Below are 25,852 nucleotides of genomic sequence, written 5' to 3' on the forward strand. Positions count from 1 at the left end.
AACTCCAGTAATTGAGTTGATGGCAAGGGAAACTCCCTCATCAAAACGGACTGGAATTTAAAAAATACCAATGACAGGGCCATGACAGAGGCTGCGGGAAAATCCCCGATTGGGGTTATCTCCCATCCATGCGGTGTATTTTGTGAACGATTTTTTTGGATTATTTTTGATAATGAAAAATCAAATATTGGGGTGTCGTATTATTGATTTTTGAAGATCGTTAATATCCTGCACTATTTCATTTTCGGTTCTGGCCCAGCGCAACGGGCAGCAAGACCAGAATGCCGGTGAAGAAAAAGGCCATGCCGGTCGAGAAAGCCACAGAGTGTTTCTCCACTTCGACATAGCCATCCCCAAAGATGGACGAGAGAATCGAGTAGCAGGCCATCACGCCACCGATGCCCGCACAGAGCAAGGCGTTCGAGACGGCTGGGTGTGGGGAGCGCAGGGCCGCCAGCAGCAGCAGGGGGGCCGCCGCGAACACTGCGATGAAGCCCCAAAGGGAACTGTGGGGGTTCCAGTCGTGGAATCGCTTCAGCATGTAGGACGTGGAGGTCTGCTGTGCCAGGGCCAGCGTGGCAGCATCGACAACGGCCCCCTTTTCCTGATAGCCCAGGTTTTCCGGGTAAAACGGGTACAGCTCCCGCATTCCCTTGACGAAGGGCCGCCAGAATGTGCCGGGGTCAGTGGCAAACAGCGGCAACAGTTTGGCCCGGCTGACGTGGGCGATTTCCGGGCAGACATCCCGGATGGATATTTCGGTCGCATACCAGTTGAAGCCAATCGCCTGTTCGCATCGTTCGGGCAGATTCAGTATCTTCAGTGCCTGCTTTTTGTCCTGGGCTTCGGGCAGCACCGTCCACATGAAGGTGTTGGTCTTGTTCGCATAGCTGATGCCGGAATTGTTTTTGGCCGAGATATTCGAGTATTCGGTATAAATGAACGGCAGCAGCACGGCCAGACCGAGCAGGGAGGTCGCAAACTTCCATTTCCGGTACTGGAAGTGGTACACGGCCGCGCCCAGCACGGCCAGAAAACAGGCCAGCGGCATGTATTGCTGCTTGGCCAGGCCCAGTGCCACGATGGATGCCATGAACAGCAGCCACCAGCGCGGCCCGGAAAATCGCTCGTGGCTGTTGATGCTCAGCAGCACGCCCACACTGAAGAACGCTAACATCAACACCTGAAACTCCAGATAGAGGGTATTGACGTAGAGCAGGTTGTAGAAATCGCTGAACACCAGCAGGAAGGCGATCGACAGCAGCCAGCGGGTGGGGAGCAGGTTGCGCTTGAGCAGGAAAATCGCCATGGCAAAAATCGCCAGAATCTTGATGGCCGACACATAGCGAATATCCAGCGGGCTGCCCAGGCGGGTGGTCAGTGCGGCCAGATGGACAAATGAATTGCCTGTCGAGCGCAGGCAGAGGTCCTTGCGCCTTTCGCCATCATTGACGAATGATTTGACGAAGGACTCGTGATTGCCGTCGAATTTTTCCTTGCCCTCGTACTGAATCCAGATTCCAGTGCAACTGGACTGGCGGATGAAATCCCAGTTGTTGCCATAGCCCATGGCGGACGAGCCAAAGACCACAAAAAAGACTTTCCATGCCACCGCCGCAAAGGCAAGCACGAAAAATACCTGGAATATCTTGGGATGCAGCGATTTCATGCCGGTTCGGATTCAGATATTGGTTTTGTGGAACAGAAAGCGCGGCATCAGCTTGATGACCGCCATGATGAACCGCCACTTGGCCGGGGTGTACCGCACGGGGGTGCCGTGGTCGATGGCTTGCAGAATGTCGGCGGCCACCTGTTCCACGGGAGCCAGTGCCGGGCCTTTGCCCTGGAGGTGCGCGGTCATCGGCGTTTGCGTGGGGCCGGGCTTGATGAGCACCACCTTGATGGCGGTGGCTGCGAAGCGGTGCTGCATGCCCTCGGCATAGCGGCTGACCAGCCCCTTGGCGGCACCGTAGCTGTAGTTGGACTTGCGCCCCCGGTCGCCTGCCACGGAGCCGATGATGGCCAGCGTGCCCTGCTGCTGTTTTTCCAGGTGCAGGGCAAAGGCTTCGGCAAACAGCACGGGCGATACGCCATTGATCTGGAGGGCCGCATTGCAGATTGCCAGATCGGTCTGGCATTGCTGCTGCTCGGGCAGTGTGCCGTGCGCGATCAGCACAATGTCGATGCGACCCCCGGAGGCAATCGCATGGGCCGCATCGCCAATGGCCTGGGGGTCCAGAAAATCGCAGGTGCGCACTTCCACCTCGGATTGGGGGCTGCGCACGCGCAGGTCGTTGGCAATGCGTTCGAGTTTGCCGCTGTCGCGGCCCAGCAGCACCAGTTGTACCGGTGCGCGCTGCACCCACAGGCGGGCACAGTGTTCGGCCATGGCAGAGCTTGCGCCGACGATGACGATTCTTTGGGGGGAATTCATGGAAGCTTTCTTCAGTCGATGAGTCTGCGCGAGAGGCTGGAGCCGATGCCGGGGTCGCGCAGGGGCAGAAATTCGGGCAGGCGCGGGTAGCCCGTCTGGAACAGGGCGCGGGACATGCGCGCATCCTTGGCCGGGTAAATGCGACCCCCGGCTTCGCGCACGATGGCATCCAGCCGCTCCAGCAGGGCCAGGGTCGGGGTATCGTGATTGGGAAAGTCCAGTGCCAGGGTGGTGGCACCGGGCAGTGGAAAGCCCAGCATGCCCAGCGAGGCTTGCGGGCCGAAGGTCTTGAGCACAGCCAGGAAGGAGCCGCTGCCGCTGCGGGCAATCTCCTGCAACATGGCGTGGGTGGCCGCTTGGGCGTGTGCGGCGGGAATGGCACTCTGGTACTGGTAGAAGCCCTTGGGGCCGTACATGCGGTTCCATTCCAGCAGGCCATCGAGCGGGTAGGAGTATTGCTCGTAGTGAACGATGCCGATGTCCGCCCGCGCCTTGCGGGCATTCAGGCGGTAGTACATCTCGTTGAAGGGTTTCAGCGACAGCCCATTGACCAGCGAAAACGGCGGGGTGAAGGGCAACCGGCGTTCCCTGGGGTGGGGCAGTGGCACATCGGGGCGTGCCTGTTGCAGTGGCCGCGCGCGCATGAACAGGCCACGCTGCTGGCTGGAGAGGCAGTCGATCCAGGATACGGTGTGTTCCCAGTCCTGTTCGGAGTCATGGGCCAGCCGGAAGAATTCGTCCAGCCCGGCATAGGGAACCGTCTGCGCTTGCAGCCACGGCCCGGCCACGCGCCGCAGGCGAATGGTCGCTTCGGTGATGACCCCCGTCAGCCCCATGCCGCCGACGGTGGCCGCAAACCATTGCGGCGTGCGCTCCCGGCTGCATTCCAGCACCTGCCCATCGGTGCGCACCAGGGTGAAAGATTGCACATGGTGGCCGAAAGAACCCTGAACGTGGTGGTTCTTGCCGTGTACGTCATTGGCAATCGCGCCGCCCACGGTGACGATCTGGGTACCGGGCGTGACGGGCAGCATCCAGCCCTGCGGGACGAACACGCGCTGAATGTCGCGCAGCAGCACACCAGCTTCACAGCGCAGGTCGCCGGTGGCGGCATCGAAGGCCACGAAGCGATTCATCCCGCTGGTCTGCCACAGGGTGCCGTGCGGATTGAGGCCCACATCGCCGTAACTGCGCCCCATGCCGAAGGCCAGACCCGGCAGGGAGCTGTGGCCGATGTACCGGGATGCAGTGGCGGGGTCGTCCAGAGCCACACACTGGTGCGGCATCGCCCACAGGCGGCCCCAGGAGGTGACGCTCTGTACCTGTGCTGCCATGTCACGCTCTTTCATGGTGTATTGGTTCCCAGAATGAGATGTCCGATGACATAGGTTGCATCCCCGCCTTCGGCCACGATGCGCAGGCGGTCAGCCACCGGAGTGCCGGCGGGCACTGACAGTCGGTGGCGTGCCATGCCAGCAGTGTAGGCCGGTTCCATGCGTGCCACGACATGCCATCGGCCAGCCGATTCCACCAGGATGGTATAGCGGTCGTTGTTGTCGAAACTGACGTCGATGCTTTGGAACGCCTGTGGCTGCTCCAGCAGCACGTCGAGGCTGTGCTCGAACCGGTGGTTGCCCGGCGCGTTGTGCGGTGTGCCGTCTTCCACGATGTGGGTCAGATCGCTCAGGTGCAGTGAATCGCTGGCGGGCAACTGCGGGATGTAGCCATGCACATATTCATGGAAATCCGGCTGCTTTCTGGCGGAAGTGTGGATGTTCCAGATTTCCCGCAGGCGTGACATGTCGTTCAGCGGCGCGCGGGTGATGGTGCGGATGGGTTCGTAGAAATCCCGCATGGCAGGCTCGTCGAGCAGGTTCTGGTTGGCCTGAATGCTCTGCATATACCCCGTGGGAACCTGCCGATTGAAATGGCCGATGCGCCAATGGGGATTGAACTGGGCGGGAATGCGCGACAGCAGAGGGTCTGACAGGGCACAGATGTCGATGAAATGCGTGCCCGGCTCGCGGATGCCGCTGAAGCCCAGTCCACCGCAGATCAGCTTGACTTCCTGGGGTGTAGCCGGGCGTTCGTGGCTTTGGGGATAGTGGCGGGTCATTTCCGTCAGGGCGGCAAAGTTTTTCTGGAATCCCAGCAGTCCATACAGGTGGTAGTAGTGGCCGCGTTCGTCGGTAATGCCGTTGGCATCGATGCCGCCATTGGAATAATCTGAATTGCTTCGCAACGTGGATTGCTCCACGCCCAGCAGCCCCAGCCCCAGAATGGCCGCGAGCAGGCCAGCGGTTTGCGCCTGGGTGAGGCGGCACTGAATCAGAATCATCAGGGCTGCGAAAAAGGGCACGGTGAGAAAGCGGCCTTCCATGAAGTCGCCCCCAATGCTGGCCACATAGAACAGGTAGAGCACGATGCCCAGTGCCAGCAACTTTCTGTCGAGCGATTGCCACAGGCCAATGCACACGCCGCAGAAGATGACGAACAGCGTCAGCGGATCCCGGTCGAGGCTGTGGAGCAGATAGGTGATGCCCTGCGCAAAGCGTTCATCCAGGGCAATGCCAGCGCCCAGCTTGGCATACGCGGTATTGGGGAATGGAAAGCCGTAGTAATACATGGAGAACAGCGTCCAGACCACGACTGGCATGCCCCCGGCCACCACGGCCAGCCAGAATGGCCTGCCTGCCCACAGGTGGCGCAGCAGCAGGGCCGTGCCCAGCGGAGCCAACATCACCAGCAGGTCAGGGCGGTTCAGGTAGAGCAGCGAGCAGCCAGTGAAGAACATGGCGGCATGGCGGAAATCGGGCTGCTGCCAGGACCGCAGGAAGAACAGGTAGCACGCCAACACCAGCAGGTGGGAGAGTGGGTTCTCCAGCCCGGAGGTGGAGTAATCGATGAACGCCCGCGAGAGAATCAGGCAGGCGGCGGCCACTGCCACTGCACCTGCGCTGGCATTCAGACGGGTCAGCAACGCCCATGCGGCTGCCAGCGACACACCGATGGACAGCACGAATGTGGCCACGAACACATTCTTGAAAACCAGCGCGCACAGCGACAGCAGCAGGAACCAGACGGGGTGCGTGTAGGCCTGAACCCGCTCATCCATGTTGAAGCGCGCACCGTGCCCGTGCAGGAAGTTCAGCACCGTGCGCAGTGTGATGGCGGCATCGTCCGAAATCCAGGCGGTGCGCAGTACCACCAGAAGATAAACCCCGAGGGCCACGAGCAGCAGCAGGTATTTCTCCGGATGGGCCTTGCTGGCCCGGCCGTCATTTCTGTCGGAAAACATACTTCTTGTCGAGGTGGTACTTGATCCAGTAGCCGATCGCCAGACCGATCACGCCGCCCAGATAGCGCATTTCCTTGCTCTCGAATGCCAGATGAAAGCCCCACTCGAAGCCCCAGAAGATGGCTGTGGTGAGCAGGCCCATGATGGTGTAGAGCACGAAGGTCTGGCCATCGTGGGCGGCATTGTGGGCGCGGAAGTGGAAGATGTAGCGTTTGTCCAGCAGGTACTTGACCACCAGACCCACTGCTGTGCCCACCAGTATGGACAGCGGCACGGCGTAGGGGCCGCTGTACAGGCGCAGCAGCCCATCCTGCGCGCCGATATTCGTGACCGTGGCAATCAGTGCGAGAATCGCATAGGTAATGGCGAGCTTCATCTCTTGAAGGCGATGCCGCGCACTGGACAGAACTGCAAAGCACCAAAGGAATAAAAGAATGGATGATACCCGCAACCGCACGGTTGCCACGCAAACGAGAGGGATGCTCCAGCTGATGCGTCCCCGGCAATGGGTGAAGAATGGTTTTGTGTTGGCTCCGCTGGTGTTTTCCGGCCTGTTTCTGGATGCGCAATCCATTGGCAATGCCCTGCTGGCCATGGTGCTGTTCTGCGTGGCATCCTCGGCCACCTACATCGTCAATGACCTCAAGGACATCGAGGCCGACCGCCGCCACCCGAAAAAGTCCCGCAGCAGGCCGCTGGCATCCGGCGCGGTGAGCGTGCCGGTGGCCTTGGCGGGGCTGGTGGTGTTGTACGCCATCCTGATTGTGGGCTGGTTCCACATGCCGCAGGTGGTGATTGTCATCCTGGGCTACCTGCTGATGAACCTGGCCTACACCTTCGTGCTCAAGCACCAGCCGGTACTCGATATCTTCACGATTGCGATTGGCTTTGTATTGCGCGTCTATGCCGGTGCCATGGCCCTGACCATGCCGGTCTCGGGTTGGATGTTCATCACCACGCTGTGTCTCGCGCTGTATCTGGCCGCCGTCAAGCGTCGCCAGGAACTGGTCTCCAGCGGTTCGGATGGACGCAAGGTGCTGGAGCGTTATTCGGTGTCGCTGGTGGATCGCTATGCCGAGATGTCGGCCACCGGCGCGCTGGTGTTCTACAGCATGTTCGTCATGGAGGCGCGGCCCGAGCTGGTGCTGACCGTGCCGCTGGTGCTGTTTGGCCTGTTTCGCTACTGGTATGTGGTGGAAAAGCTCGATGGCGGCGAGTCTCCCACCGATGTACTGCTGTCCGATTGGCAATTGCTGCTGACCGTGCTGCTGTGGGTGCTGGCCTGTGCCTGGGCGATTGTCTCGACAATGGCGTGAAGCCAAGCAGCACAAATAGCAGAAAGCAGATCATGGATTTATCCTACGCCATCACTCCATTCGCGGCCTGGCTGGTTGCCGGCATCAGCAAGTTCGCCATCAACAGCCTCAAGGCGGGAAAACCAGCCTTCGGGCTGATTGGCTATGGTGGCATGCCCAGCAACCACAGTGCCATTGTCAGCAGCATGGCGGCCTTGATTGCCCTGCGCGAGGGCATCGATCACCCGGCCTTTGGCGTGGCCCTGACACTGGCGTTCATCGTCATGCTCGATGCCAACAGCCTGCGCCGCCAGGTGGGCAAACATGCCGAAGCGATCAACCGCTTGCAAACCCATACAGTCAGTGCGGGCCAGTCCACCGCCCAGCCGCTGCGCGAACGCATGGGACATAGCCGCTGGGAGATTCTCGCGGGTGTGGGTGTGGGGGTGCTGGTGGCCTGGGTGGTGCATGCCGTGACAGGCTGACGGTTCGGTTCAGTATGTCCCAGTCGCCCGGAAACGCCTGCGCAGCCAGGCGATGGGCGGGCCGACCAGGGGCAGCTTCTGGAACAGTTCTTCGGCAGCATCCCAGTAGTCGCGGTGGCAGCAGACGCGGCCATCGGCGGCAAAACCGAAGCGGGTTGCGCCTTCGATGCAGTAGTCGTGGCCACGCAGACCGAAATGAAACCGCCAGGTGACGAAGGCTGTGGCCCCGGCCAGTTGCTGTTCGGTGATGACGAAACGCGGCTGCTCGCTGGCGGCGAACATGTGAGCGAAGATGGCGCGAATGGCCGCCTGCCCCTGCACGTCGTGGAACGGGTCTCTGAACCGGGCATCGGGGGTGTAGCACTGCACCAGGGCATCCAGGTTCGTGGGTGCGAGGGTGGCATAACAGGCCAGCAGTTCGGGCAGTCGCGGAGCAGTCATGGTGCGAAGGAAGTCGGGGTTCAGGGTTTCAGGGCACGGGCCAGAATGGCGAAACGCCAGCGATAGGGCAGGTATTGCAGCAAGCGCAACCAGCCGGTGAAGCGACGCGGAAAGCTGATTTCAAACCTGCCACGCGCCATGCCGGCCAGAATGGCCTGTGCAGCCTGTTGCGGGGTTTGCAGGGCGGGCATGGCAAAGGTGTTGCGTGCCGTCAGGCGGGTGCGCACAAAGCCGGGATTGACCAGGTATACGCCCAGTCCGCGTGGGCGCAGTTCGCAGTACAGCAGTTCCGCCAGATTGATGAGCGCGGCCTTGCTGGGGCCGTACACGGTGGCACCGGGCAGCCCCAGGTAGCCTGCCACGCTCGCCAGAATCACCAGCCCACCATGCCCCTGTTGCAGCAGGCTGGGCAACACCTGTTGCAGGCCATAGTAGATGCTGGCGACATTGGTCTCCAGGGTCTGGCGGGTCTGGTGCGGCTCCAGCTCCCAACTGCGTTCGGGGCGGTAGCTGGCGGCACAGAAGATCACGCAGTCCGCTGCGCCTTTCCAGTGCCGCAGCAACTGCTCGTGGCAGTCCTGCCAGGCAGCGGGGTCGGTGGCTTCCAGCGGCAGCACCAGGGCTTGCGGGTGCGAGCCTGCGCTGGCCTGCAAGCCGGCACGGGAGCGGGCACTCAATGCCACCTGTGCTCCCTGCTCCAGCAGCGCCTGTGCCAGTGCCGCGCCGATGCCGCTGGACGCGCCGATGATCCAGACCTTGCGGCCTGCCCAGTGGGAGATGCGGGGGTTGAGTGGTTGGAACATGGCAGGTCTTTCAGGGCGTGGGGCTTAGAGGGGCTGTTGATCGTGTTTTTCCTGTAGGGCCAGCGGATGCAGGCTCCACAGTGCCCACAGCTTGCAGGCACAGGGCAGGCCGGCATACAGCCAGCCCAGCCACAGGGTGCGGCTTTCCGTGTCGTTGCCGGGCTGGTAGCCCAGTGCGGCCAGCAGCGGCAGCGCGAGTGCAGAACTGGCCAATGCCAGCTTGCCCAGCAGGTGGCTGAGGCCGTAGTAACTGCCAGGCTGGGCATGGGCCGGAATGCGGCGTGCCAACAGTACCGGCGGCAGCACCAGATCGGCCCCCAGCGACCAGCCGGTGAGCAGGCACACCAGGGCGAAGACCCAGGCCGTGTCTGGCCCCAGCCATGGGGTGATGGCAAACCCCAGCACTGCCATCCGCATGCCGCTCTGCCATGCCCGCACCATGCCGTGCCGCCGTGCGAGTCGGTTCCACCAGGGCAGGCTGGCGGCTGCCGCCAGGAAGTACATGGCCAGAAATGCGCCCGCCCAGCCCGCAGCCTGAAGCCGGTCTTCAATGAAGAACAGCACCAGCGTGGCGGGCAACGCCGCCGACAGCGCGTTGAGAAAGTACGGCAGCAGCATGTGCCGGAACGGGGCATGGCTCCAGGCACGCCGCCAGCCCGTATTGCGGGCCTGCGCCATGGAATGCCACGGCGGTGCATGGCGCAGCAACAGCCACAGGCCCAGGCCCAGCAACAGCGCGAACAGCAGGGCATAGCCCGGCAAGGCCCATGCCTGGGTGTGCTGTTGCACCAGCCACACGCCCAGGGTGCTGGCGCAGACGACTCCCGCCAGGCCCAGCCCTTCGCGCCAGGCGGCGGCGCGCTGTTGCAGTGCGCGGGCGGCTGCGGTGGCCAGGGATGCCTGTGGCTGTGACCAGCCTTCGGCATCTGGCGCGTGAGGCGACGCCAGAGAGGCCGTGTCAGGGCCAGGGCCAAGGCGTGCGCCCCAGCACAGGTGGGCAATGTGCAGCACGCTGTGGGCCGTGCAGGCCAGTATCAGCATCGCACCCAGCCAGAGTGCCAGCCCGCCGGTGGGCAGTGCAGGGGGCAGCCACAGGCCGGCAAACGAGACGGCCAGCAGGGTGGCGGCCAGCCACAGTGCGACGGGCAGTTGCCGCCTTTGCGCCCAGGTGCCGATCCAGCGACCCAGCCACGGGTCTTGCACGGTGTCCACCAGTCGGGCCAGAAACAGCACCGCACCGGTCAGTGCAAGCGGCAGGCCCAGCGAACCGCTGTAGTGGCTGGGTGCTTGCAGGTACACCGGCATGGCCGCCATTGCCAATGGCCAGCCCAGCAGCCCATAGGCTGCCATGTGCCTGCCCTGTACTGCCAGGGAAGGGGGCGCGGCAGTCATGCCACCAGTCCCAGCAACTGGCGGCGCAGTGCCGCATCGCGGGTGCGCGAGTGCAGCCAGATGGCGAAGAAAGCCTGCGCAAAGTGGGCATCGGGGATGTCGGCCAGGTGGCGGTGCCGGCTGTAGAAACGGCAGCCCTGACCGGGCAGGTGCAGGCCACAGAGCTGGTCGCCCGGCTGCACATCCTGCCAGGCCTGTTGCATGGCCGCTTGCCAGGCCAGTCGCTGGCTGGCAGTGGAGGGCGGCTCGCCAATGCGGGCGATTTCCTCCAGGCTGGCATCGACGAACTGATCGCGCCGAATGCGCCGGTGGTAGTCCAGGGCCAGCACGAAGCGATGATCTTGCCACGGGGCAGTGGTCATGGCCGGGCTGTGCTTGGGCCAGTCTGCATCCACCCACAACCGCGCGGTGTAGAGGCGCAGCCCCAGCCAGCGAAAATCTCCCTGCCCCAGCAGGCGGGCATGGGGCAGGGCCTCGTGCCAGGCAGGAGCGACCTGGGCCGGGCCATTGGCGAGTGCGGGCAGTGCCGCATGCCACAGAGGCAGGGACGAGAGCGAGAGCAGCAGGGTGCGGCGTTGCATGGGCGGGTCTCCAGGGAGTGGGGGAGCGCGTTCACAATCTCTGTGCGTATCCGCTGGGCGGAAACTATCAGGCCGTGGCAGTACCAGTGGTGCAGGCCGCCCTGTCAGGCTTGCAGCACGAAGTGGCATACATCGGTGCGGCCTTCGTCGAAGCCCGCTTCGCAATAGCACAGGTACAGCAGCCACAGGCGCAGAAACGATTCATCAAACCCCTGGGCGGCAATGGCATCGCGTTGTTGCACAAAAGCGGCGCGCCAGCGTCGCAGGGTCTGGGCATAGTCGGCCCCGAAGGCATGGGTGTGCAGGTGCTGCAAGCCCTGCCACTGCGCGGCCTCCACCAGGCGTTGCGGGCTGGGCAGCATGCCGCCGGGAAAAATGAACTCGCGGATGAAGTCGCTGCTTTCGCGGTAGCGCGCAAAATGCCGCTCATCGATGGTGATGGACTGCACCACCGCCTTGCCACCCGGTCGCAACCGCTGGCGCAGGGTCTGGAAATAGCCCGGCCAGTAGGCCTGCCCGACGGCCTCGAACATCTCGATGGAGACAATCGCATCGTACTGGCCTTGCAATTGGCGGTAGTCGCACAGCTCCAGTCGCGCCAGATCGTCCAGCCCATCGGCACGCAGGCGTTGCTGTGCCCATTGCAGTTGCGCTGGCGAAATGGTCACGCCATGCACGGCAATGCCCTGGCGCGCTGCATGGTGCGCAAAACCACCCCAGCCGCAGCCGATTTCCAGCACGCGCTGGCCGGGCTGCAAATCCAGCAGATCGATGATGCGCTGGTACTTGGCCGCCTGTGCCTGTGCCAGTGGGCGGCTGTGGTCGCCATCGAAGCAGGCGGCAGAATAGGTCATCGACTCATCCAGCCAGAGCCGGTAAAAGGCGTTGCCCAGATCGTAGTGGGCGTGGATGTTCTTGCGACTGCCTGTGCGCGAATTCGGGCGCAGGCGGTGTTGCAGCCAGAACCAGCTGCGGGCCAGCCAGGTGCCGAACAGGGCCTGTTGCAGCACCGCATCGTTGCGGATGGCCAGGCGCAGCAGGGCCGTGGGATCGGGGCTGTCGATCTGGCCGTCGCGCCAGGCATGGGCCAGGCCAATGTCCCCGGCCGAGAGAATCTGCCCGCAGGCGCGCCAGTCGTGCAGGTGCAGTTCCGCACACAGTCGATCGGCTCCGGAAGAGCCGAATTCCAGCCAGCGGCCATCGGGGGTGCGCAGACGCAGATGCCCGTGCTGCAAACGCTCCAGCAGCGAGAGGAATACCCGCGCAGCGGCAGGAATGCGCCGCGTGGCGGCAATGGCAGAGGGGGGCAAAGTCTGGGTGCGGGTCACGGCAGTTCCTTCGATGGGGCGGTGGCAATGGTTTCGGTCTGGCTCAGCAACTGCGCAGGCGGTGCGGGTTTGCGCAGGAATGGCACTTTTCGCAGCCACAGGCGCAGGGCTTGCCAGTGAATGCGTGCCACCACCCCCAGCGTCAGCAAGGGCTGGCGCAGCAGGCAGCGGCGCAGGTTGGTGGCCGTGAAAGGCAGGCAGCGGCCTCCAATGCTGGTGCGCATCAGCAGGCCCTGGGCATCGTGGTAATGGATGCTGGCAAAGCGTGTCGAGCCGCTGTCCCGAAAACGGAACCGGTAGTGCCCTTCCACCGGGCAGAACGGCGACACATGAAACACCTTGCGGCATTGCAATTCGCTGTGCGCGGTGATGGCAGTGCCGTCGCTGGTGTGCAGCAGGTACAGATGGTGCTCGCCGAATGTGTTGTTCACCTCTGCCAGCACCGAGCGCAGCGCACCCTGGGCATCGTGGCAATGCCAGAAGCTCACCGGGTTGAAGCCATGGCCGAAGACGCGCGGAAACGTTTGCAGGTGCACGGCAGCCCCGTCGTGCGGGCGGCCCGCACTGTGCAGCAATTGCCGAATCCATGCCAGCAGATCGCCGCCATCGCGCGCGCCGTGGTCGGCTGTGCGCAGGCTCAGGGGCCGCCAGCGGTCGATGCCGAACCAGCGGCCTTGCAGCTCGTCCAGACGCGCCAGATTCAGCCGCAGGCAAAACACCGGGTAGTGAAAGCGGTGCAGGCAGGGGCGCAGGCGTTCGTGCACCACCGTGCCGACAATGATCTCGGCGGCAGACTGCATCGTCATGGCCTGCCCCAATGCGGCAACACCCCGAAGTCACGCGCCACCTGCAAGGCCGAGCGCAGACCATCTTCGTGAAAGCCATAGCCTGCCCAGGCTCCCGCAAACCAAGTGCGGCGTTGCCCCTGCAAATCGGGCAGGCGTTGCTGTGCGGCAATGGCGGCGGCATCGAAGACCGGGTGCGCGTAGTGGTGCGTGGCCAGCACCGTATCGGGGCGGGGTGCTGTGATCGGATTGAGTGTCACCACCACAGGCGTCTGGAATGGCAGCGGTTGCAGGCGGTTGATGAGGTAGCTCACGCACACGGGCCGCTGACCGTCGGCATTCTGGCAGCCCAGGTAATTCCAGGCGGACTGCACCGCCCGGCGTTGCGGCAGCAAGGCCGCATCGGTGTGCAGCACAGCGGTATTGGGCTGGTATTGCACCGCACCCAGCACCTGCCGCTCCAGCGCGCTGGCATCGGACAGCAGTGCCAGCGAATCGGGGGCGTGGCTGGCCAGCACCACCGCATCGAACACCTCGGAGCCTGCCGCAGTCTGCACCATCACGCCTTGCGCCTGCCGCTGCACGCTCTGAACCGGGCAGGCCGTGCGCACATCGGCCAGGCTGGCGGCAATGCGCTGCACATAGCTGCGCCCGCCGCCTGCCACCGTGAACCACTGGGGCCGGTCGTTTACCTGCAACAGCGCGTGGTTGGTGCAAAAGCGCACAAAGGTGGCGGCTGGAAACGCCAGAATGGCAGCGGGCGTACTCGACCAGATCGCCGCTGCCATCGGCAACAGGTAATCGTCCCGGAAGGCCCTGCCATAGCCACCCTGTTGCAGCAACTCACCCAGCGAAAGGCTGCTTGCGCCACCGCCTTGCTCCAGCCACTGCACGGCTTCGCGGTGAAAACGCAGAATATCGCGCAACATGCTCCAGAAACGCGGCGAAAACACATTGCGCCGCTGCGCAAACACCGTATTCAGATTCGTGCCAGCCCATTCCAGCCGCCCGCCATCCAGCGACACGCCAAACGACATCTGGCTGGCTACGCTGGCCACGCCCAGTTCGGCCAACAGGGCCAGCAAATTCGGATAAGTGCGTTCGTTGAACACCAGAAAGCCCGTATCCACCGGGGCCGTGCGGCCCTCCAGCGTCACATCCACCGTGTGCGTGTGCCCGCCCAGCCGGTGCTCGGCCTCGAACAGGGTGACGCGGTGCTGGCGCGCCAGCAGATAGGCTGTGGCCAGACCGGCAATGCCTGCGCCGACCACCGCGACACGCTGGCCAGGAGGCAGAACAGGGGCCGCGCCGGGGGCAGCGGAAGTGGATGCAGCAGGGTTCATGCGCAATCGTGCTCAAACAAAGGTGGAAATAAAACCGTGAATGCAGTAAATTTACTCATTCGGAAAATAGTTTACTACACAGTAGCATACCTACCAATGAGTATTTTTGCCAAATTGAGCTTCAAGGACCAAGCCTTTCGCCTGCGCGAAGATGCCATCCTGGATGCCACCACCCAGCTTTTCGCCAGCAAAGGCTTTGACCTGATGACCATGGACGATGTCGCACTGGCCGTCGGCATCTCCAAGCCCAGCCTGTACAAGCACTTCAAATCCAAGGAGGAACTGGCCGGAGCTGCCATGCTGCGCCTGCTGCAAGAAGCGCAGGCCTTTCTGGATGGCCTGGATGCCGCCCTCAGCCCGCTGCAACAACTCAGTGCCCTGCTGGAGTGGGCCATGCGGGTGCGCCTGGATGGCGGCCTGCCATTCCTGCCTTCCACCAGTGCCCATGTGCGCGACATGCTCACGCGCAACCTGCGCTACGTTGCCGCTGCCCTGCAACTGAACATGCGGTTGAAGAAAATCGTCCAGGCCGGCAAGAAAGCCGGGCAACTGCGCCACGACCTGCCCGACGATGTCATCCTCTACAGCTACTACGCACGCACCTGCGACCCGGCAGTCGAATACCTGCGCCTGTACGCCAAAATGCCCGATGAGGACATCATCGGGCACATGCTCAGCGTTTGCTTCGAGGGCATTCGGGCTTGAAGCCACTCCATGCCAATGACCTTCGATTGCCTCTGGCCTATGCCGGTTTCGGACGGCTTATGGCACGGTCTGCATGTGGTTGGAAAACCCCGTTTCCGTTTCGCAACGCCAGGTGGCCCAGAGTTTGTGGCTGGGAGTGTCGCCGCCTTCATCCAGCTCCAGGGCCAGCCAGTTGCGTGCAGCCAGAACGTAGCGACTGTGCCCTGGAAACCGCATCATCTCGATGCGGTACTGTGCATCCTGCTGTGCCTTGGCCGCCGTGCTCTCCAGCATGCGCAGAAACAGGCGTTCGAGCACATTCATCAACGAAGGATGCACCACCCCGGATGAGGTGAACTGCTGGATCGGCCCTGTGGTTGCCGCTGCCGCTGCATCCTGGTGCGAGGCCAGCCCCCAGGCGGCCACATGCACGTCGCCAGACAGAATCGACACGCGCAGTTTCCGGGTCTGGGCGGTGCCGAACAGCACATCCAGCAGGCGTTTGCGCTCGCCTTCATGGTCATCGTGTGCCCAGTGGTCTTTCAGGTCGTCGGCATTGCTGTCGAGCACATGATCCTGCCCGAAAGTGTCCAGCCAGCCTTCGGCCAGCCCCAGCTTCGGATGCACCACCGGCACGGAAGACATGAACAGCAGATGCCGGGTGGCCGTTGTGGCGGAGGCAGGACTGTTCAGCCAACGCTTGAGGGCACTCCAGCTCTCTGGCCCCAGAATCTGCGTGCGGGAGCGTTCGGTGCGCAGATCGGCCACCACCAGCGCGACAGCCCCCATCCGAAACGCCGAGGTGAAGCCAGGCTGCCCATCCAGCAGCGGCAGTGCCCGTGGGTCATGGCGCAGAACGGTGTTCCATGCCAGCGGCCGGTACAGCGGGTCCTGCACCGAAAATCCAGCGGGTGTGGCCTCCTCCAATGCAGGCAGGTCTGACAGGGCATGCTGCATCTGGAATACCCAGAAAGCCCGCCGTGCATGGCGAAACAGCGTCTGGAACAACGGGCTTTGCTGCATTTCGCAACTGTAGGAACCCCAGCCGTCGAAGATGTCGTGATCGTCCCACATCATGATAGTGGGAATGCGTGCCAGCGCATCGGCCCCGTCGCGGTTGGGCTTGCCGACACCCCAGGCACGGCGTTTGCGGCCCAGCCAGCGGCTGCTGTAGAGGCTGAAGTAATAGTGCTCGATCTGCCCCTCCAGCTCCTTGTTCACGCGAAAGCCCAGTTGCTCCTGGCGCGACAGCCCCACCCACGCCTTCAGGCGTGGAATATCTTCCCAGATGGAATCGAAATAAATCTGGTCACCGCCCATCAGCAGCAAGTGAAAGCGTTGCAGCCCGCGCTCGTGGATGCGTGTCTCGTGCCAGAGCTGTTCCCGATCCAGCAGGGGCGTTTGCTGGCCTCGCAACTCCTTGTCGTGGCTGATGAGAAGGTCTTCCCAGACGGAATTTTCCGGGCGTACCAGTTTGCGCATGCCACTGGGATCGGAAAAACCATTGCACGACACATAGGCCAGCCGTGGCGTGGCCCCCAGGGCCGGTACGGTGAACGACCACTCGATGCCACCTTGCGGCACCCCAAAGCGCACGCGCCGCTCCTGTGCCTGGAGCGGGCAACTCAGGTCGTAGCGCAGAAAACGCTGGTTGCGGTGCAGCAGCAGTTCGCGCGGAACCGGGCAGGCACGCGATTCCACCTGCATGGTAGGTATCGAAGCATGGGCATCAATCCCCACCAAAGCCGTAACCTGCCAGTCCTTGCCGTCGCCACTGATCCCCCGAAACGACAGAACGGGGCCAACGAGAAACGCATGGTTTGCCATGAAATCTGCTCCTTTTCAATCGGCAAATTCTGCGGCAAAAAACCAGCCAGCAGCACGGAATTTCGGGGGGAAAACCCGTGTTCGCTCCTGCCAGCCGATGCACTACGAAGCCGACTTGATCTTCATCTTCTCGAAGCGTTTCTGGTACTCGGTAATGCGGTCTTTCATCACCACACTCAGCGGCTGAATATCCAGCGTCACCCTGCGCAGCAAGGCTGTATCCAGTGGTTTGCATCCGTCCAGAAAGGCCAGCTCGATGGCCTCTTTCACCACCGATTCAATGTCTGCGCCTGAATAGCCTTCGGTGGCCTGGGCCATCGCGCCCAGATCAATGCCGGAATGCAGTTTTCTGCGCTTTTCCAGATGCACGCGGAAAATCGCCTCGCGCTCCACGGCATTCGGAAAATCCACATAGAAAATCTCGTCGAACCGCCCCTTGCGCAGCAATTCCGGCGGCAGGGCCGAAATATCATTGGCCGTTGCCACCACGAACACCTGCTTGGTCTTCTCCTGCATCCAGGTGAGGAAGTAGCCAAACAGCCGCGTCGTCACTTCCGAGCCACCGCCACTGCCGCCGCTGCCTGCTCCCACAAAGGCTTTTTCCACCTCATCGACCCACAGCACACAGGGGCTGACCGCTTCGGCCACTTGCAGGGCGCGGCGCATATTGTTTTCGCTCTCGCCCACATATTTGCCCATCAGTGAACCCATGTCCATCTTCAGCAGCGGCAGGGCAAACTGCGCTGCCGTGGCCTTGGCCGTCAGTGATTTGCCACAGCCCGGCATCCCCACAATCAGCACCCCCTTGGGCGACTCCACGCCAAAGGCACGCGCCTGCGCCCAGTTCTCCAGAATGCCCGATTTCTGCCGCAGCCAGGGCTTGATCTTCTCCAGCCCGCCAATGTTGTCCAGCGTTTCCGTGACCGTCACCATCTCCAGAATGCCGCTCTTGCGGATGATCTGGCGTTTTTCCTCCTGCACCAGTGGAATATCGTCCAGGTCAATCGAGCCATCGTTTTGATAGCCCCGGTTGAGCAATTGGCCGATCTCGTATTGCGTCAGCCCCTGCAAGGCCAGGGCCAGTCTGGTGATGTGTTCGGGTGGCAGCGTCAGTTCATAGGCTTGCAGGTAGCGGCCGATCAGGTCGCGGATTTCCGCCTCGTCGGGCAATGGCAATTCAAAAATGGTGATGAAAGTCTCCAGTTCCGGCGGAATGAAGGCCTGTGAAGACACCAGAAAAATCGTGGTCGTGGCGTTCTGGTCTTCCAGGATGCGTGCAATCAGGGCACGCAAGCGTGCCACCGCCAGCGCATCGGCTGTGCCAGAGGCATCGCGCAAGGCTAGGTGCGCATCGCGCAGCACAATGAACTGGTTGTCCAGCTCGTCGGCCAGCAACACATTCAGCGCGGCTGCCAAGTTACACCATTCGGTTTGCGGCTGGCGGGTGTGAAAGTCCGTGAAGCCGCTGGCAAGATTCCATTCCACAATCGGGCGTTCTTGTCCGTCGGATTCGGCCAGCTCCTGAATCAGCTCGTTGGCATCGGTTTCTTCCTGCGTGACCAGATAAATGGCGGGGTACAGGGATTCGACCTGGGCGTGTAGCAGGTCTTGGATAGGTGTTTTCATGGCTATAGACCTCCAAAATAGCCCCTTAGTGAAGGAGGAATAAAATCGGTTGGAATTTTATATTTTTCAATGCCTGGGGTTTTTGTGATGTTTTTTGATATTATTTCATCAAGATTTTTTGTGGATTGTATATATGAGTGCCTGTTGCTTAATGGGTTTCCGAAAATTTGATTTTTGTTTATTTTGTTTATTTCTGAATTTATTGAACTATATATTTCGTAAAACAAATCGCTGGCTTCTATTTTGGCTCTAACAATTTCTTCATTGCTTATGTCGTTGCATGTGCTTAATAAGTTTTCGAGATGGGTTTTAATTTTTATTTTGGATGGGTAGAGTTTGTTTTTTATTTCTTGTGAATTGTGTGATGAAATAGTGTTTTTTGAAGTGTCTTTGAGTGAGTTAATGATGGTTTGGGCGGTGGATGGCTTCATCTCAATCGAGAAAATATCACAAATTTCAAGCAAGTGATCTGCTTCGGTGATCGGTTGAATGGCATCTATTTTCTTGTTGTAATCTAAAAGATTCCTGCTTTTGAGCCATCTGCTGAGTTGGCCGTTATTGTGCAGCCCCAGAATTTCCAATGTCATATTCTGGCGTAATTCTTCTAGGTTACGTACTCTCTTGCCGTTGATGGGTAGATTGAATTTAATGGTTTTTATTTTTCTCATTCTGTTTCTCCAAAATGTAACTCAGGAAACCTGTTTAAGCTATCATGGTACGATTCATTGGGGTTTTTTAGGATTTGGATGATGGAATCTATAAATTTTTCGTTACTCTGGTTTTTTGAAGGCAATAGTTCCTGAATAAGAGTCCCAAGATAATTTTCATTGTCTTGATTGAATTCATTTTTGCTAATGATGATTATGAATTTTATGCGGTGTTTTAGTAAGTCATGGTTGCATTTTAGCAAATAATTTTCTGATGATTTTTTATTGAATTCAAGCTCGATTTCTTTTATATTTTTGTCAATTTTCGATTGGATTTCGATAATCTCCATTTCGATTGCATCATTGTTTAAAATATTTTCAATTTCTTTAATTGGTGTTGTGTAATTATTTAATGACTTTTCTGCAATATCAAGATTGATTTTTAGATTGAAATAATTGCTAACCGCAACTAACCTACTGGCAGCCTCGGGATGGTTGAGGGTGGAGATGAAATGAAAAATTTCGGATTTCTGAATACTTTGTAGCCAATACTCTAACAGACCATTATCGATGTATTCCAGAATCTGCGCGGTCATGTGTTCGCGCAACTCATCCAGCGACCCTACCTCCGTATGGCCCATTGGAAGTTTGAATTGAAGATAATTCATATTGTTTTTTTAAAAACCAAAAAAACTTGCAATGCTTTTGCCCACTGATTTCACTGCGCCCACTGTTTTCCTTACAACGTTGCCGGCAACATTTTTTATTGCCTCCATCCCTTTCTGGATGGCTTTGCGTACCGGCGTTTGGGCAATGCGCGCGAGTGTGGAGCCAATTGCCTTGCCGATTATTTGACCAGCCATGATTCCAACCGGATTTCCTCCAGTGAAAAAACCGGCAATGACTGCACCGACTGATCCACCCAAGCGACCGCAGAATATTTCTGCAGCACCAATGGCGGCACTGGTAGCGGTATCGGTGATAACGTTCATCGCGGTTGTAGGATTCAGTTTCCCGGTGCCTGCTGCATGAATGATGCGCACATTTTCGGTTCCGGTAAAGCTGTGCCGCGAAAACCATTCGGGGCCGATTTTTCCGGTTTCCCGCTCTTTCTGGAATTCCTCGCCCAGCAGCCCCTTGCGGGCGGCTATGTCTGTGGCAGTCGCCAGCGTGGCTTGCAGGCCGGTGGTTTCGTTCAGCGGTAATTTGCCTTGCAGATAATCGTCCACCAGTTGGCTGGCCTTGGGCGACTGTTGCAGCAGTTCCGGGTCATGTACGAGGGTTTGCACCTGTTGCAGCAGGCTTTGCGCGGCCTGGTGTTGCTGGCTTTGTTCCAGTTCCTGCGCCACTTGCAGGCGGGTGATGCGATTCCACTCCAGTTTGGCCGGTTGGCTGGCCTGGTTTGCATTGGCTTGCAGTGCTTGATCGCTGAACAGTGTGGTGGCTGCCGCTACTTCCACGGGCGATGCGCCTGTTTTGACTGCAATTTCTTCGATTTTCTCGGCCAGCCAGCTTGCCCGGCTCTTTTTCTGCTGCTGGTGTTGCTGCAACTCGCTGCGCAACTGGTGGCTGCGGCCAATGTGTGCGACAAAGTCGCTGGCCAGGCTGTGGGCGGCCTGTGGTGCAAGTTGGCCTTCCTGCTCCAGCGAATGGGCCAGCCAGTCGGTAAGCGGTTGGGTTCCGTCGCGTTCGGCATAGCGCAGGATGGAATGGGAGAGCAGCTCCATCAATGCCTGTTGTTCCTGCTGCGGGGCATGGGTGGATGGTGAATTAGGATTCATTGGAGTTTCCTTGAGAGCGGGAGAGAAAAATCCATCTTACCCCACACCATCGACAGGTTATGTCGCAGTTGAACGGGGTCGATTTTTTATGCGTTATTTCGGCCTAGGCATCCACCCCCACAGCGTCATGCCGGGAAGCTTCAAGGCTGCTGCAACCCTTGCATCAAGGCTTCGAGTGTTTCGCTGGTTTCCAGCCACTGCATTTCTGCTTCTTCCAGTGCGGTTTGCAGGGTCTTGATCTGTTTGCCAGATTCGGCCCATTCTGCCGGGCTGGTGTCGGCTCCCAGGCTGGCTTCGAGGGCGGTTTTTTCGGCCTCCCAGTCGGCCATTTGTTTTTCCAGCTTGTCGAGCTGTTTTTTCAGGGGGCGGGTTTTTTCGGCCAGTTGTTGCCGCTGGGCGGCTTCCTGCTTGCGCTGTTCCTTGTGGGAGAGGGCGGCAGTCGGGGAGCTGGATGGCTGGGTCTGTTGGTTTGGTGCGGCATCGGCCAGGGCGGCGCGCTGTTCGCGCTGGTAGTCCTGCACATACTTCTGGTAGTCGTCCAGGTCGCCATCGAATGGCTGCACCTTGCCTTCGCTGACCAGCCAGAACACGTCGCTGACGGCCCGCAGCAGGGCGCGGTCGTGGCTGACGAGCATGACGGTTCCATCGAAGCCGTTGAGTGCCATGCCCAGGGCTTCGCGGGTGACGAGGTCGAGGTGGTTGGTGGGTTCGTCGAGCAGCAGCAGGTTGGGGCGTTGCCACACCAGCATGGCCAGCACGAGGCGGGCTTTTTCGCCACCGCTCATGGAGCCGACGGGTTGCGCGGCCATGTCGCCGCCGAACTGGAAGCTGCCGAGGAAGTTGCGCAGGTCTTGCTCACGGGTGGGGTTGGGGGCATCGGCTCCGTATCCCCGCGCCATGCGGATGAAATGCTCCAGCGGGTTGTCGCCCGGCTCCAGCACGTCGAGTTCCTGCTGGGCGAAGTAGCCGATGGACAGGCCCTTGCCCTGGGTCATTTCGCCCGAGAGCAGCGGGATGTCGCCCACCACGGATTTGATGAACGTGGATTTGCCCTGGCCGTTCGCACCCAGTATGCCGATGCGCTGGCCCGCCAGCACAGAGGTGCTGACGTGGCGCAGGATGGTGTGGCTTTCGCCGCCGTGTTTGGTCTGGTAGCCCATGCTGGCGTTTTTGATGGAGAGCATGGGGTTGGGCAGTTGCAGCGGCTGGGCGAATTCAAAGCTGAATTCGGCTTCGGCCAGCACGGGCGCGACGCGCTCCATGCGCTCCAGTGCCTTGACGCGGCTTTGCGCCTGCCGTGCCTTGGTGGCCTGTGCCTTGAAGCGGTCGATGAATTTTTGCAGGTGGGCGATTTTGTCCTGCTGGCGCGTGAAGGCTGCCTGTTGCTGGCTGAGCAGCAGGGCGCGCTGTTCCTCAAAGTAGCTGTAGTTGCCGCCGTAGCGGGTGATGCTCTGGTGCTCCAGGTGCAGTGTGACCTGGGTGACGGCATCCAGGAACTCGCGGTCGTGGCTGATGACGATGAGAGTGCCGGGGTAGCGTTTGAGCCAGCCTTCCAGCCAGACGAGGGCATCGAGGTCCAGGTGGTTGGTGGGTTCGTCGAGCAGCAGCAGGTCGCTGGGGCACATGAGCGCGCGCGCCAGTTGCAGGCGCATGCGCCAGCCGCCCGAGAAGCTATTGACCGGGCGTTCGAGTTCGTCGGGGGCGAAGCCCAGCCCCAGTATCAGGGCCTGCGCGCGAGATACAGCATCGTAGGCTCCGGCATCGGCCAGTTCGGTATGGGTTTGCGCAATGGCCATGCCGTCGCCACTGGCTTCGGCTTGTTGAAGTTTGTCCTGCAAGGTGACCAGGCGGGTGTCGCCGCTGACGACGAAGTGGGTGGCGGTGTCGTCGGTTTCGGGCATGTTCTGCGCCACCTGTGCCAGTTGCCAGTGGGCGGGCAGGGTGAATTCGCCGCCGTCTTCGTGCAGGCTGCCGTTGAGCAGGGCAAACAGCGTCGATTTGCCCGCGCCGTTGCGCCCGACCAGCGCGACGTTTTCGCCGGGGTTGATGGTCAGGCTGGTGTGGTCCAGCAGCACTTTGATGCCACGGCGCAGGGTGATGTTTTTCAGCGTAATCATGGGGCTGGATTATCGCTGTTGTCTGCCATTGCAGCAGCTTTGAACCTCCCTGCCATTGTCATTCCGGCGAAGGCAGGAATGACGGGAGTGTCAGAGGTGAGGTTATGCCAGCGCAGCTTCAGCGGCAGCGTAGTCGGGTTCCTCGGCGATTTCCGGCACGAGCTGGCTGTGCAGCACCTGGTTGTTTTCATCGAGCACGATGACGGCGCGGGCGGCCAGTCCGCGCAGTGGGCCGGAGGCAATGGCTACGCCGTAGTCGCTGGCAAAGTCGGGGTTGCGGAAGGCGGAAAGGGTTTTGACGTTTTCCAGGCCTTCGGCACCGCAGAAGCGCGCCTGGGCAAAGGGCAGGTCGGCCGAGATGCAGAGCACCACGGTGTTGGCCAACTCGCTGGCGTGCTGATTGAAGGTGCGCACGGAAGTGGCGCAAGTGGGCGTGTCGATGCTGGGGAAGATGTTCAGCACCTTGCGCTGACCGGCGAAGCCGTCGAGGCCGACTTCGGCCAGATCGGTGCCGACGAGGGTGAAGGCCGGGGCGGTCTGGCCAGGTTGGGGAAGCTGGCCAGCGACTTCGACGGGGTTGCCTTTGAGGGTGATTTGCGCCATGGGGGTGTCTCCTGATGGTGGGGAAAGGGGGATGCCTGCCGGAATCTGCAAGCCGGTGCAGTATAGGCTATCGCCCCTGTCCTGGGTGGAGGCTCAGGGCATTGCCCAGCAGGCGTGAGGTGATGTCCACGATTTCGATCATGCGGTCGTAGGGCATGCGGGTGGGGCCGATGACTCCCAGTGTGCCGACGATCTGGCCGTCGATGGAGTAGGGCGCGGTGACGACCGAAAGCTCGCTCACGGGCACGCGCTGGCTCTCGCCACCGATGTAGATTTGAATGCCTTGCGCCGTGCCGGTGACTTCCAGCAGTTGCAGAATCTGGGTTTTCTGCTCGAACAGGTCGAAGGCGCGGCGGATGCTGTCCATGTCGCGCGAGAAGTCGGTGACGGCCAGCAGGTTGCGTTCGCCTGCAATGACGACCTGCTGTTCGCTGGCGGCGTCGGCAGCCTGTTCCTGGGGCTGGATGTTCATGGCCGCTTGCATCAGCTCAGCCACTTCGGTGCGCAGGCGGTTGATTTCGCTGCGCAGTTTTTCGCGCACCTGTTCCATGCCCAGCCCGATGTAGTGGGCGTTGAGGTAGTTGCTGGCCTGGGTGAGCTGGTCTTGCGAGAAGTCGGCGGCGGTCAGGACGATCTTGTTCTGCACGTTGCCATCGGGCGAGACCAGAATCACCAGCACGCGCTTTTCGGAGAGGCGCAGAAATTCGATGTGATGGAAAACGGTGCTTTTCTGCGGTGCGATCACCACACCGACGAATTGCGACAGGCTGGAGAGCATCTGCGCGGCATTGGCAATGACTTTCTGCGGCTGGTCGGGGGCCAGAGCCGGTGCAGAGGCTGGTGCAGATGCCGGGGCGTGCAGGCGGCTGTGCTGCACGGTCATCATGCTGTCCACGAAGAGGCGATAGCCCCTGGGTGTGGGAATGCGCCCGGCGGAGGTGTGCGGGCTGGCGACCAGACCGAGTTCTTCGAGGTCGGCCATGACATTGCGGATGGTGGCCGCCGAGAGTTCCAGCCCGGATGAGCGTGCCAGTGTGCGCGAACCGACCGGCTGACCGTCTTCGATGTAACGCTCGATCAGGGTGGTGAGTAGGTGTTTGGCGCGATCATCCAGCATGGCGTGGATTCTAAGGCAGCCGCACTTGCGTTCATCCACTTTGAATCGTTCCCGCGCTCCTCTCATGGCGTGCCGCTGGAGCGGCAGCGGAGGCGTTCCCACGCAGGAGCGCAGGAACGATCCAACAGGTGTGGTTCCCCTACAGCGAAGGCTCCTGCCGCGCAGCGGGTGGGGTTTTGCGGCGGCGTGTGGGCCACCAGACCAGAATGCCCAGCGCGATCAACGCCAGCAAGGCCCAGCGGGGCAGTTGCAGCAGCAGGCGGCTGAGCAGTTGTTGCAGGTTGCCTTTCCAGACGATCTTGCTGGCGCGGGCACTGTATTTGACGAAGCGCAGGGTTCCCATGTCGTCCAGTACGCGCAGCCCGCGTTGGCCGTAGGTGGCGGCCAGTTGAATGCTGCTTTTGTCCAGGCGGTGCAGTTGGGTACCAGCCTGCAAGGCCGTGTCGCCGCCGATGCGGTAGAGCGTGGCCCCGTGCGGGGCGAAGTGATCGGCAAACCGTGCCATGCGGTGCAGCGAGGCGGCATCGGTGCTGTGGCGCAACAGGCGCAGTCCACCGGGGGTCTTGCCCAGGGTCTGGACGCTCTGGAAAATCTCGCCGACTTCATCCAGGTTGCGGGTGCTGGCGGCATTTCTGCTGGCGCGTACCAGCGTGGCTCCCAGCCACGGCGGCAGGCTGTCGGCACGGCGCAGGGCCTTGAGGGTGACGATACCCTGCTTGGCGGCGGTACTGCCTGCCAGTGCCGGGCTGGCCGCTCCCGCGCTGGCAACCGTGCCTGCACCGCTGAGCAGTTGCGCACCGGTGGCGGCCACGCCCAGCGCGGACAGTGCCACGATGACCGGGTCGGTTTCCTCGTCGCGCAGATAGCGGCTGGCCTGCACGGCCAGATCGCGCAAGTCGCCAATCACCATCAGGTCGCTGAGCACGCTGGCAATCTGCCCGGCGGTTTCGTCGCTGCTGCCTTCGATCATGCCTTGCCAGACTTTGCCCGCCTGATAGTGCCAGGCACGGCGTTCGGTGTCGATCTGCTGCCACAGGGCCTGCGCCTGCGGGTCGTGCTGTACGTAGTCGTGTTCCATGAAAAAGCCCAGGTATTCGGCGGCTTCGGCATAGCGTTTTTCGGCCAGCAGTGCGTGGGTCTGGGGCAGGGGGTCGATGCGCTGCAAGGCCAGCACCCGCAACTGGCCCTGCTGCCACAGCACGAGTGCCGACAGCAGGGCCAGTGCGGTCACGAGAAGTCGGAAGATCAGTCGGTACATGGATGGA

24 protein-coding genes are annotated in these 25,852 nt (G+C 61.0%); 3 read left to right on the forward strand and 21 right to left on the reverse strand.

Annotated features, from left to right (window positions below; genetic code table 11):
- Positions 1-238: 238 nt before the first annotated feature.
- The 5 genes from wsfD to BUE21_RS04225 are packed head-to-tail and all read right to left on the reverse strand — an operon-like array spanning position 239 to position 6,108.
- Positions 239-1,669, reverse strand: a complete 1,431-nt coding sequence (wsfD, locus tag BUE21_RS04205; RefSeq protein WP_073355003.1) for a glycan biosynthesis hexose transferase WsfD — start codon at positions 1,667-1,669, stop codon at positions 239-241.
- Between the two features lie 12 nt (positions 1,670-1,681).
- Complete coding sequence (locus tag BUE21_RS04210) at positions 1,682-2,434, reverse strand: SDR family NAD(P)-dependent oxidoreductase (protein WP_073355006.1); 753 nt, start codon at positions 2,432-2,434, stop codon at positions 1,682-1,684.
- Positions 2,435-2,445: 11 nt separating this feature from the next.
- Positions 2,446-3,783, reverse strand: coding sequence for an FAD-binding oxidoreductase (locus tag BUE21_RS04215; protein WP_234971045.1), 1,338 nt, complete (start codon positions 3,781-3,783; stop codon positions 2,446-2,448).
- Complete coding sequence (locus BUE21_RS04220; RefSeq protein ID WP_073355009.1) at positions 3,780-5,732, reverse strand: hypothetical protein; 1,953 nt, start codon at positions 5,730-5,732, stop codon at positions 3,780-3,782. The genes BUE21_RS04215 and BUE21_RS04220 overlap by 4 nt, the downstream gene beginning before the upstream one ends.
- Positions 5,713-6,108, reverse strand: a complete 396-nt coding sequence (locus tag BUE21_RS04225; RefSeq protein WP_073355012.1) for a GtrA family protein — start codon at positions 6,106-6,108, stop codon at positions 5,713-5,715. The genes BUE21_RS04220 and BUE21_RS04225 overlap by 20 nt, the downstream gene beginning before the upstream one ends.
- 22 nt (positions 6,109-6,130) lie before the next feature.
- Here BUE21_RS04225 and BUE21_RS04230 point away from each other — a divergent pair, with 22 nt between their 5' ends.
- Positions 6,131-7,048, forward strand: coding sequence for a decaprenyl-phosphate phosphoribosyltransferase (locus BUE21_RS04230; protein WP_268767821.1), 918 nt, complete (start codon positions 6,131-6,133; stop codon positions 7,046-7,048).
- A 32-nt stretch (positions 7,049-7,080) separates the two neighbouring features.
- Entirely contained in the window at positions 7,081-7,512 is a 432-nt protein-coding gene (locus BUE21_RS04235) for a divergent PAP2 family protein (RefSeq protein ID WP_073355146.1), read from the forward strand.
- 9 nt (positions 7,513-7,521) lie between these two features.
- Here BUE21_RS04235 and BUE21_RS04240 read toward each other — a convergent pair whose 3' ends face one another.
- The 7 genes from BUE21_RS04240 to BUE21_RS04270 all read right to left on the reverse strand — a co-directional run bounded on the left by BUE21_RS04240 (position 7,522) and on the right by BUE21_RS04270 (position 14,185).
- A complete protein-coding gene (locus tag BUE21_RS04240) occupies positions 7,522-7,953 on the reverse strand; it encodes a nuclear transport factor 2 family protein (protein WP_073355018.1) in 432 nt (143 codons plus the stop codon).
- Between the two features lie 20 nt (positions 7,954-7,973).
- Positions 7,974-8,756, reverse strand: coding sequence for an SDR family NAD(P)-dependent oxidoreductase (locus tag BUE21_RS04245; RefSeq protein WP_073355021.1), 783 nt, complete (start codon positions 8,754-8,756; stop codon positions 7,974-7,976).
- 24 nt (positions 8,757-8,780) lie between these two features.
- Positions 8,781-10,148 (reverse strand): MFS transporter, encoded by a 1,368-nt coding sequence (locus tag BUE21_RS04250; protein ID WP_073355023.1) that lies wholly within the window; start codon positions 10,146-10,148, stop codon positions 8,781-8,783.
- Positions 10,145-10,729: a chalcone isomerase family protein gene (locus BUE21_RS04255; RefSeq protein ID WP_073355026.1), complete on the reverse strand. Its 585-nt coding sequence runs from the start codon at positions 10,727-10,729 to the stop codon at positions 10,145-10,147. The genes BUE21_RS04250 and BUE21_RS04255 overlap by 4 nt, the downstream gene beginning before the upstream one ends.
- A 104-nt stretch (positions 10,730-10,833) precedes the next feature.
- Entirely contained in the window at positions 10,834-12,057 is a 1,224-nt protein-coding gene (locus tag BUE21_RS04260; RefSeq protein WP_073355028.1) for an SAM-dependent methyltransferase, read from the reverse strand.
- Positions 12,054-12,857: a DUF1365 domain-containing protein gene (locus BUE21_RS04265; protein WP_073355031.1), complete on the reverse strand. Its 804-nt coding sequence runs from the start codon at positions 12,855-12,857 to the stop codon at positions 12,054-12,056. Before BUE21_RS04265 ends, BUE21_RS04260 begins: the two co-directional genes overlap by 4 nt.
- A 2-nt stretch (positions 12,858-12,859) precedes the next feature.
- Positions 12,860-14,185, reverse strand: a complete 1,326-nt coding sequence (locus tag BUE21_RS04270; protein ID WP_073355034.1) for an NAD(P)/FAD-dependent oxidoreductase — start codon at positions 14,183-14,185, stop codon at positions 12,860-12,862.
- 96 nt (positions 14,186-14,281) lie between these two features.
- Here BUE21_RS04270 and BUE21_RS04275 point away from each other — a divergent pair, with 96 nt between their 5' ends.
- A complete protein-coding gene (locus BUE21_RS04275) occupies positions 14,282-14,890 on the forward strand; it encodes a TetR/AcrR family transcriptional regulator (RefSeq protein WP_073355036.1) in 609 nt (202 codons plus the stop codon).
- 57 nt (positions 14,891-14,947) lie between these two features.
- Here BUE21_RS04275 and BUE21_RS04280 read toward each other — a convergent pair whose 3' ends face one another.
- From BUE21_RS04280 to BUE21_RS04315, 9 genes are all read right to left on the reverse strand, one after another.
- On the reverse strand, positions 14,948-16,696 hold the full coding sequence (locus BUE21_RS04280; RefSeq protein WP_073355038.1) for an alkaline phosphatase D family protein: 1,749 nt from the start codon (positions 16,694-16,696) through the stop codon (positions 14,948-14,950).
- Between the two features lie 102 nt (positions 16,697-16,798).
- Complete coding sequence (locus tag BUE21_RS04285; protein WP_073355040.1) at positions 16,799-18,322, reverse strand: AAA family ATPase; 1,524 nt, start codon at positions 18,320-18,322, stop codon at positions 16,799-16,801.
- A gap of 2 nt (positions 18,323-18,324) precedes the next feature.
- On the reverse strand, positions 18,325-18,990 hold the full coding sequence (locus BUE21_RS14385) for a hypothetical protein (RefSeq protein ID WP_143164410.1): 666 nt from the start codon (positions 18,988-18,990) through the stop codon (positions 18,325-18,327).
- Complete coding sequence (locus tag BUE21_RS04290) at positions 18,987-19,637, reverse strand: hypothetical protein (protein ID WP_073355043.1); 651 nt, start codon at positions 19,635-19,637, stop codon at positions 18,987-18,989. The genes BUE21_RS14385 and BUE21_RS04290 overlap by 4 nt, the downstream gene beginning before the upstream one ends.
- Before the next feature lie 9 nt (positions 19,638-19,646).
- Positions 19,647-20,750 carry a hypothetical protein gene (locus tag BUE21_RS04295; protein ID WP_073355044.1) on the reverse strand — a complete coding sequence of 368 codons (1,104 nt, stop codon included), beginning with the start codon at positions 20,748-20,750 and terminating at the stop codon, positions 19,647-19,649.
- 140 nt (positions 20,751-20,890) lie between these two features.
- Positions 20,891-22,867: a ribosomal protection-like ABC-F family protein gene (abc-f, locus tag BUE21_RS04300; protein ID WP_073355047.1), complete on the reverse strand. Its 1,977-nt coding sequence runs from the start codon at positions 22,865-22,867 to the stop codon at positions 20,891-20,893.
- Between the two features lie 102 nt (positions 22,868-22,969).
- Positions 22,970-23,470: a thiol peroxidase gene (gene tpx / locus BUE21_RS04305; RefSeq protein ID WP_073355050.1), complete on the reverse strand. Its 501-nt coding sequence runs from the start codon at positions 23,468-23,470 to the stop codon at positions 22,970-22,972.
- Between the two features lie 67 nt (positions 23,471-23,537).
- Positions 23,538-24,587: a heat-inducible transcriptional repressor HrcA gene (gene hrcA, locus BUE21_RS04310; protein WP_073355053.1), complete on the reverse strand. Its 1,050-nt coding sequence runs from the start codon at positions 24,585-24,587 to the stop codon at positions 23,538-23,540.
- A gap of 139 nt (positions 24,588-24,726) precedes the next feature.
- Positions 24,727-25,845 (reverse strand): hypothetical protein, encoded by a 1,119-nt coding sequence (locus tag BUE21_RS04315; RefSeq protein ID WP_073355054.1) that lies wholly within the window; start codon positions 25,843-25,845, stop codon positions 24,727-24,729.
- Positions 25,846-25,852: the final 7 nt, after the last annotated feature.

Origin of the sequence: Lampropedia hyalina DSM 16112, assembly GCF_900129055.1 — a bacterium.
Lineage (GTDB): Bacteria > Pseudomonadota > Gammaproteobacteria > Burkholderiales > Burkholderiaceae_C > Lampropedia > Lampropedia hyalina.

Bases quoted from the DNA above. Each gene is read 5' to 3' on its own strand.
- wsfD (WP_073355003.1), bottom strand. From the start codon at position 1,669: ATGAAATCGCTGCATCCCAAGATATTCCAGGTATTTTTCGTGCTTGCC.
- BUE21_RS04210 (WP_073355006.1), bottom strand. From the start codon at position 2,434: ATGAATTCCCCCCAAAGAATCGTCATCGTCGGCGCAAGCTCTGCCATG.
- BUE21_RS04215 (WP_234971045.1), bottom strand. From the start codon at position 3,783: ATGAAAGAGCGTGACATGGCAGCACAGGTACAGAGCGTCACCTCCTGG.
- BUE21_RS04220 (WP_073355009.1), bottom strand. From the start codon at position 5,732: ATGTTTTCCGACAGAAATGACGGCCGGGCCAGCAAGGCCCATCCGGAG.
- BUE21_RS04225 (WP_073355012.1), bottom strand. From the start codon at position 6,108: ATGAAGCTCGCCATTACCTATGCGATTCTCGCACTGATTGCCACGGTC.
- BUE21_RS04235 (WP_073355146.1), top strand. From the start codon at position 7,081: ATGGATTTATCCTACGCCATCACTCCATTCGCGGCCTGGCTGGTTGCC.
- BUE21_RS04240 (WP_073355018.1), bottom strand. From the start codon at position 7,953: ATGACTGCTCCGCGACTGCCCGAACTGCTGGCCTGTTATGCCACCCTC.
- BUE21_RS04245 (WP_073355021.1), bottom strand. From the start codon at position 8,756: ATGTTCCAACCACTCAACCCCCGCATCTCCCACTGGGCAGGCCGCAAG.
- BUE21_RS04250 (WP_073355023.1), bottom strand. From the start codon at position 10,148: ATGACTGCCGCGCCCCCTTCCCTGGCAGTACAGGGCAGGCACATGGCA.
- BUE21_RS04255 (WP_073355026.1), bottom strand. From the start codon at position 10,729: ATGCAACGCCGCACCCTGCTGCTCTCGCTCTCGTCCCTGCCTCTGTGG.
- BUE21_RS04265 (WP_073355031.1), bottom strand. From the start codon at position 12,857: ATGCAGTCTGCCGCCGAGATCATTGTCGGCACGGTGGTGCACGAACGC.
- BUE21_RS04270 (WP_073355034.1), bottom strand. From the start codon at position 14,185: ATGAACCCTGCTGCATCCACTTCCGCTGCCCCCGGCGCGGCCCCTGTT.
- BUE21_RS04275 (WP_073355036.1), top strand. From the start codon at position 14,282: ATGAGTATTTTTGCCAAATTGAGCTTCAAGGACCAAGCCTTTCGCCTG.
- BUE21_RS04280 (WP_073355038.1), bottom strand. From the start codon at position 16,696: ATGGCAAACCATGCGTTTCTCGTTGGCCCCGTTCTGTCGTTTCGGGGG.
- BUE21_RS04285 (WP_073355040.1), bottom strand. From the start codon at position 18,322: ATGAAAACACCTATCCAAGACCTGCTACACGCCCAGGTCGAATCCCTG.
- BUE21_RS14385 (WP_143164410.1), bottom strand. From the start codon at position 18,990: ATGAGAAAAATAAAAACCATTAAATTCAATCTACCCATCAACGGCAAG.
- BUE21_RS04290 (WP_073355043.1), bottom strand. From the start codon at position 19,637: ATGAATTATCTTCAATTCAAACTTCCAATGGGCCATACGGAGGTAGGG.
- BUE21_RS04295 (WP_073355044.1), bottom strand. From the start codon at position 20,750: ATGAATCCTAATTCACCATCCACCCATGCCCCGCAGCAGGAACAACAG.
- abc-f (WP_073355047.1), bottom strand. From the start codon at position 22,867: ATGATTACGCTGAAAAACATCACCCTGCGCCGTGGCATCAAAGTGCTG.
- tpx (WP_073355050.1), bottom strand. From the start codon at position 23,470: ATGGCGCAAATCACCCTCAAAGGCAACCCCGTCGAAGTCGCTGGCCAG.
- hrcA (WP_073355053.1), bottom strand. From the start codon at position 24,587: ATGCTGGATGATCGCGCCAAACACCTACTCACCACCCTGATCGAGCGT.
- BUE21_RS04315 (WP_073355054.1), bottom strand. From the start codon at position 25,845: ATGTACCGACTGATCTTCCGACTTCTCGTGACCGCACTGGCCCTGCTG.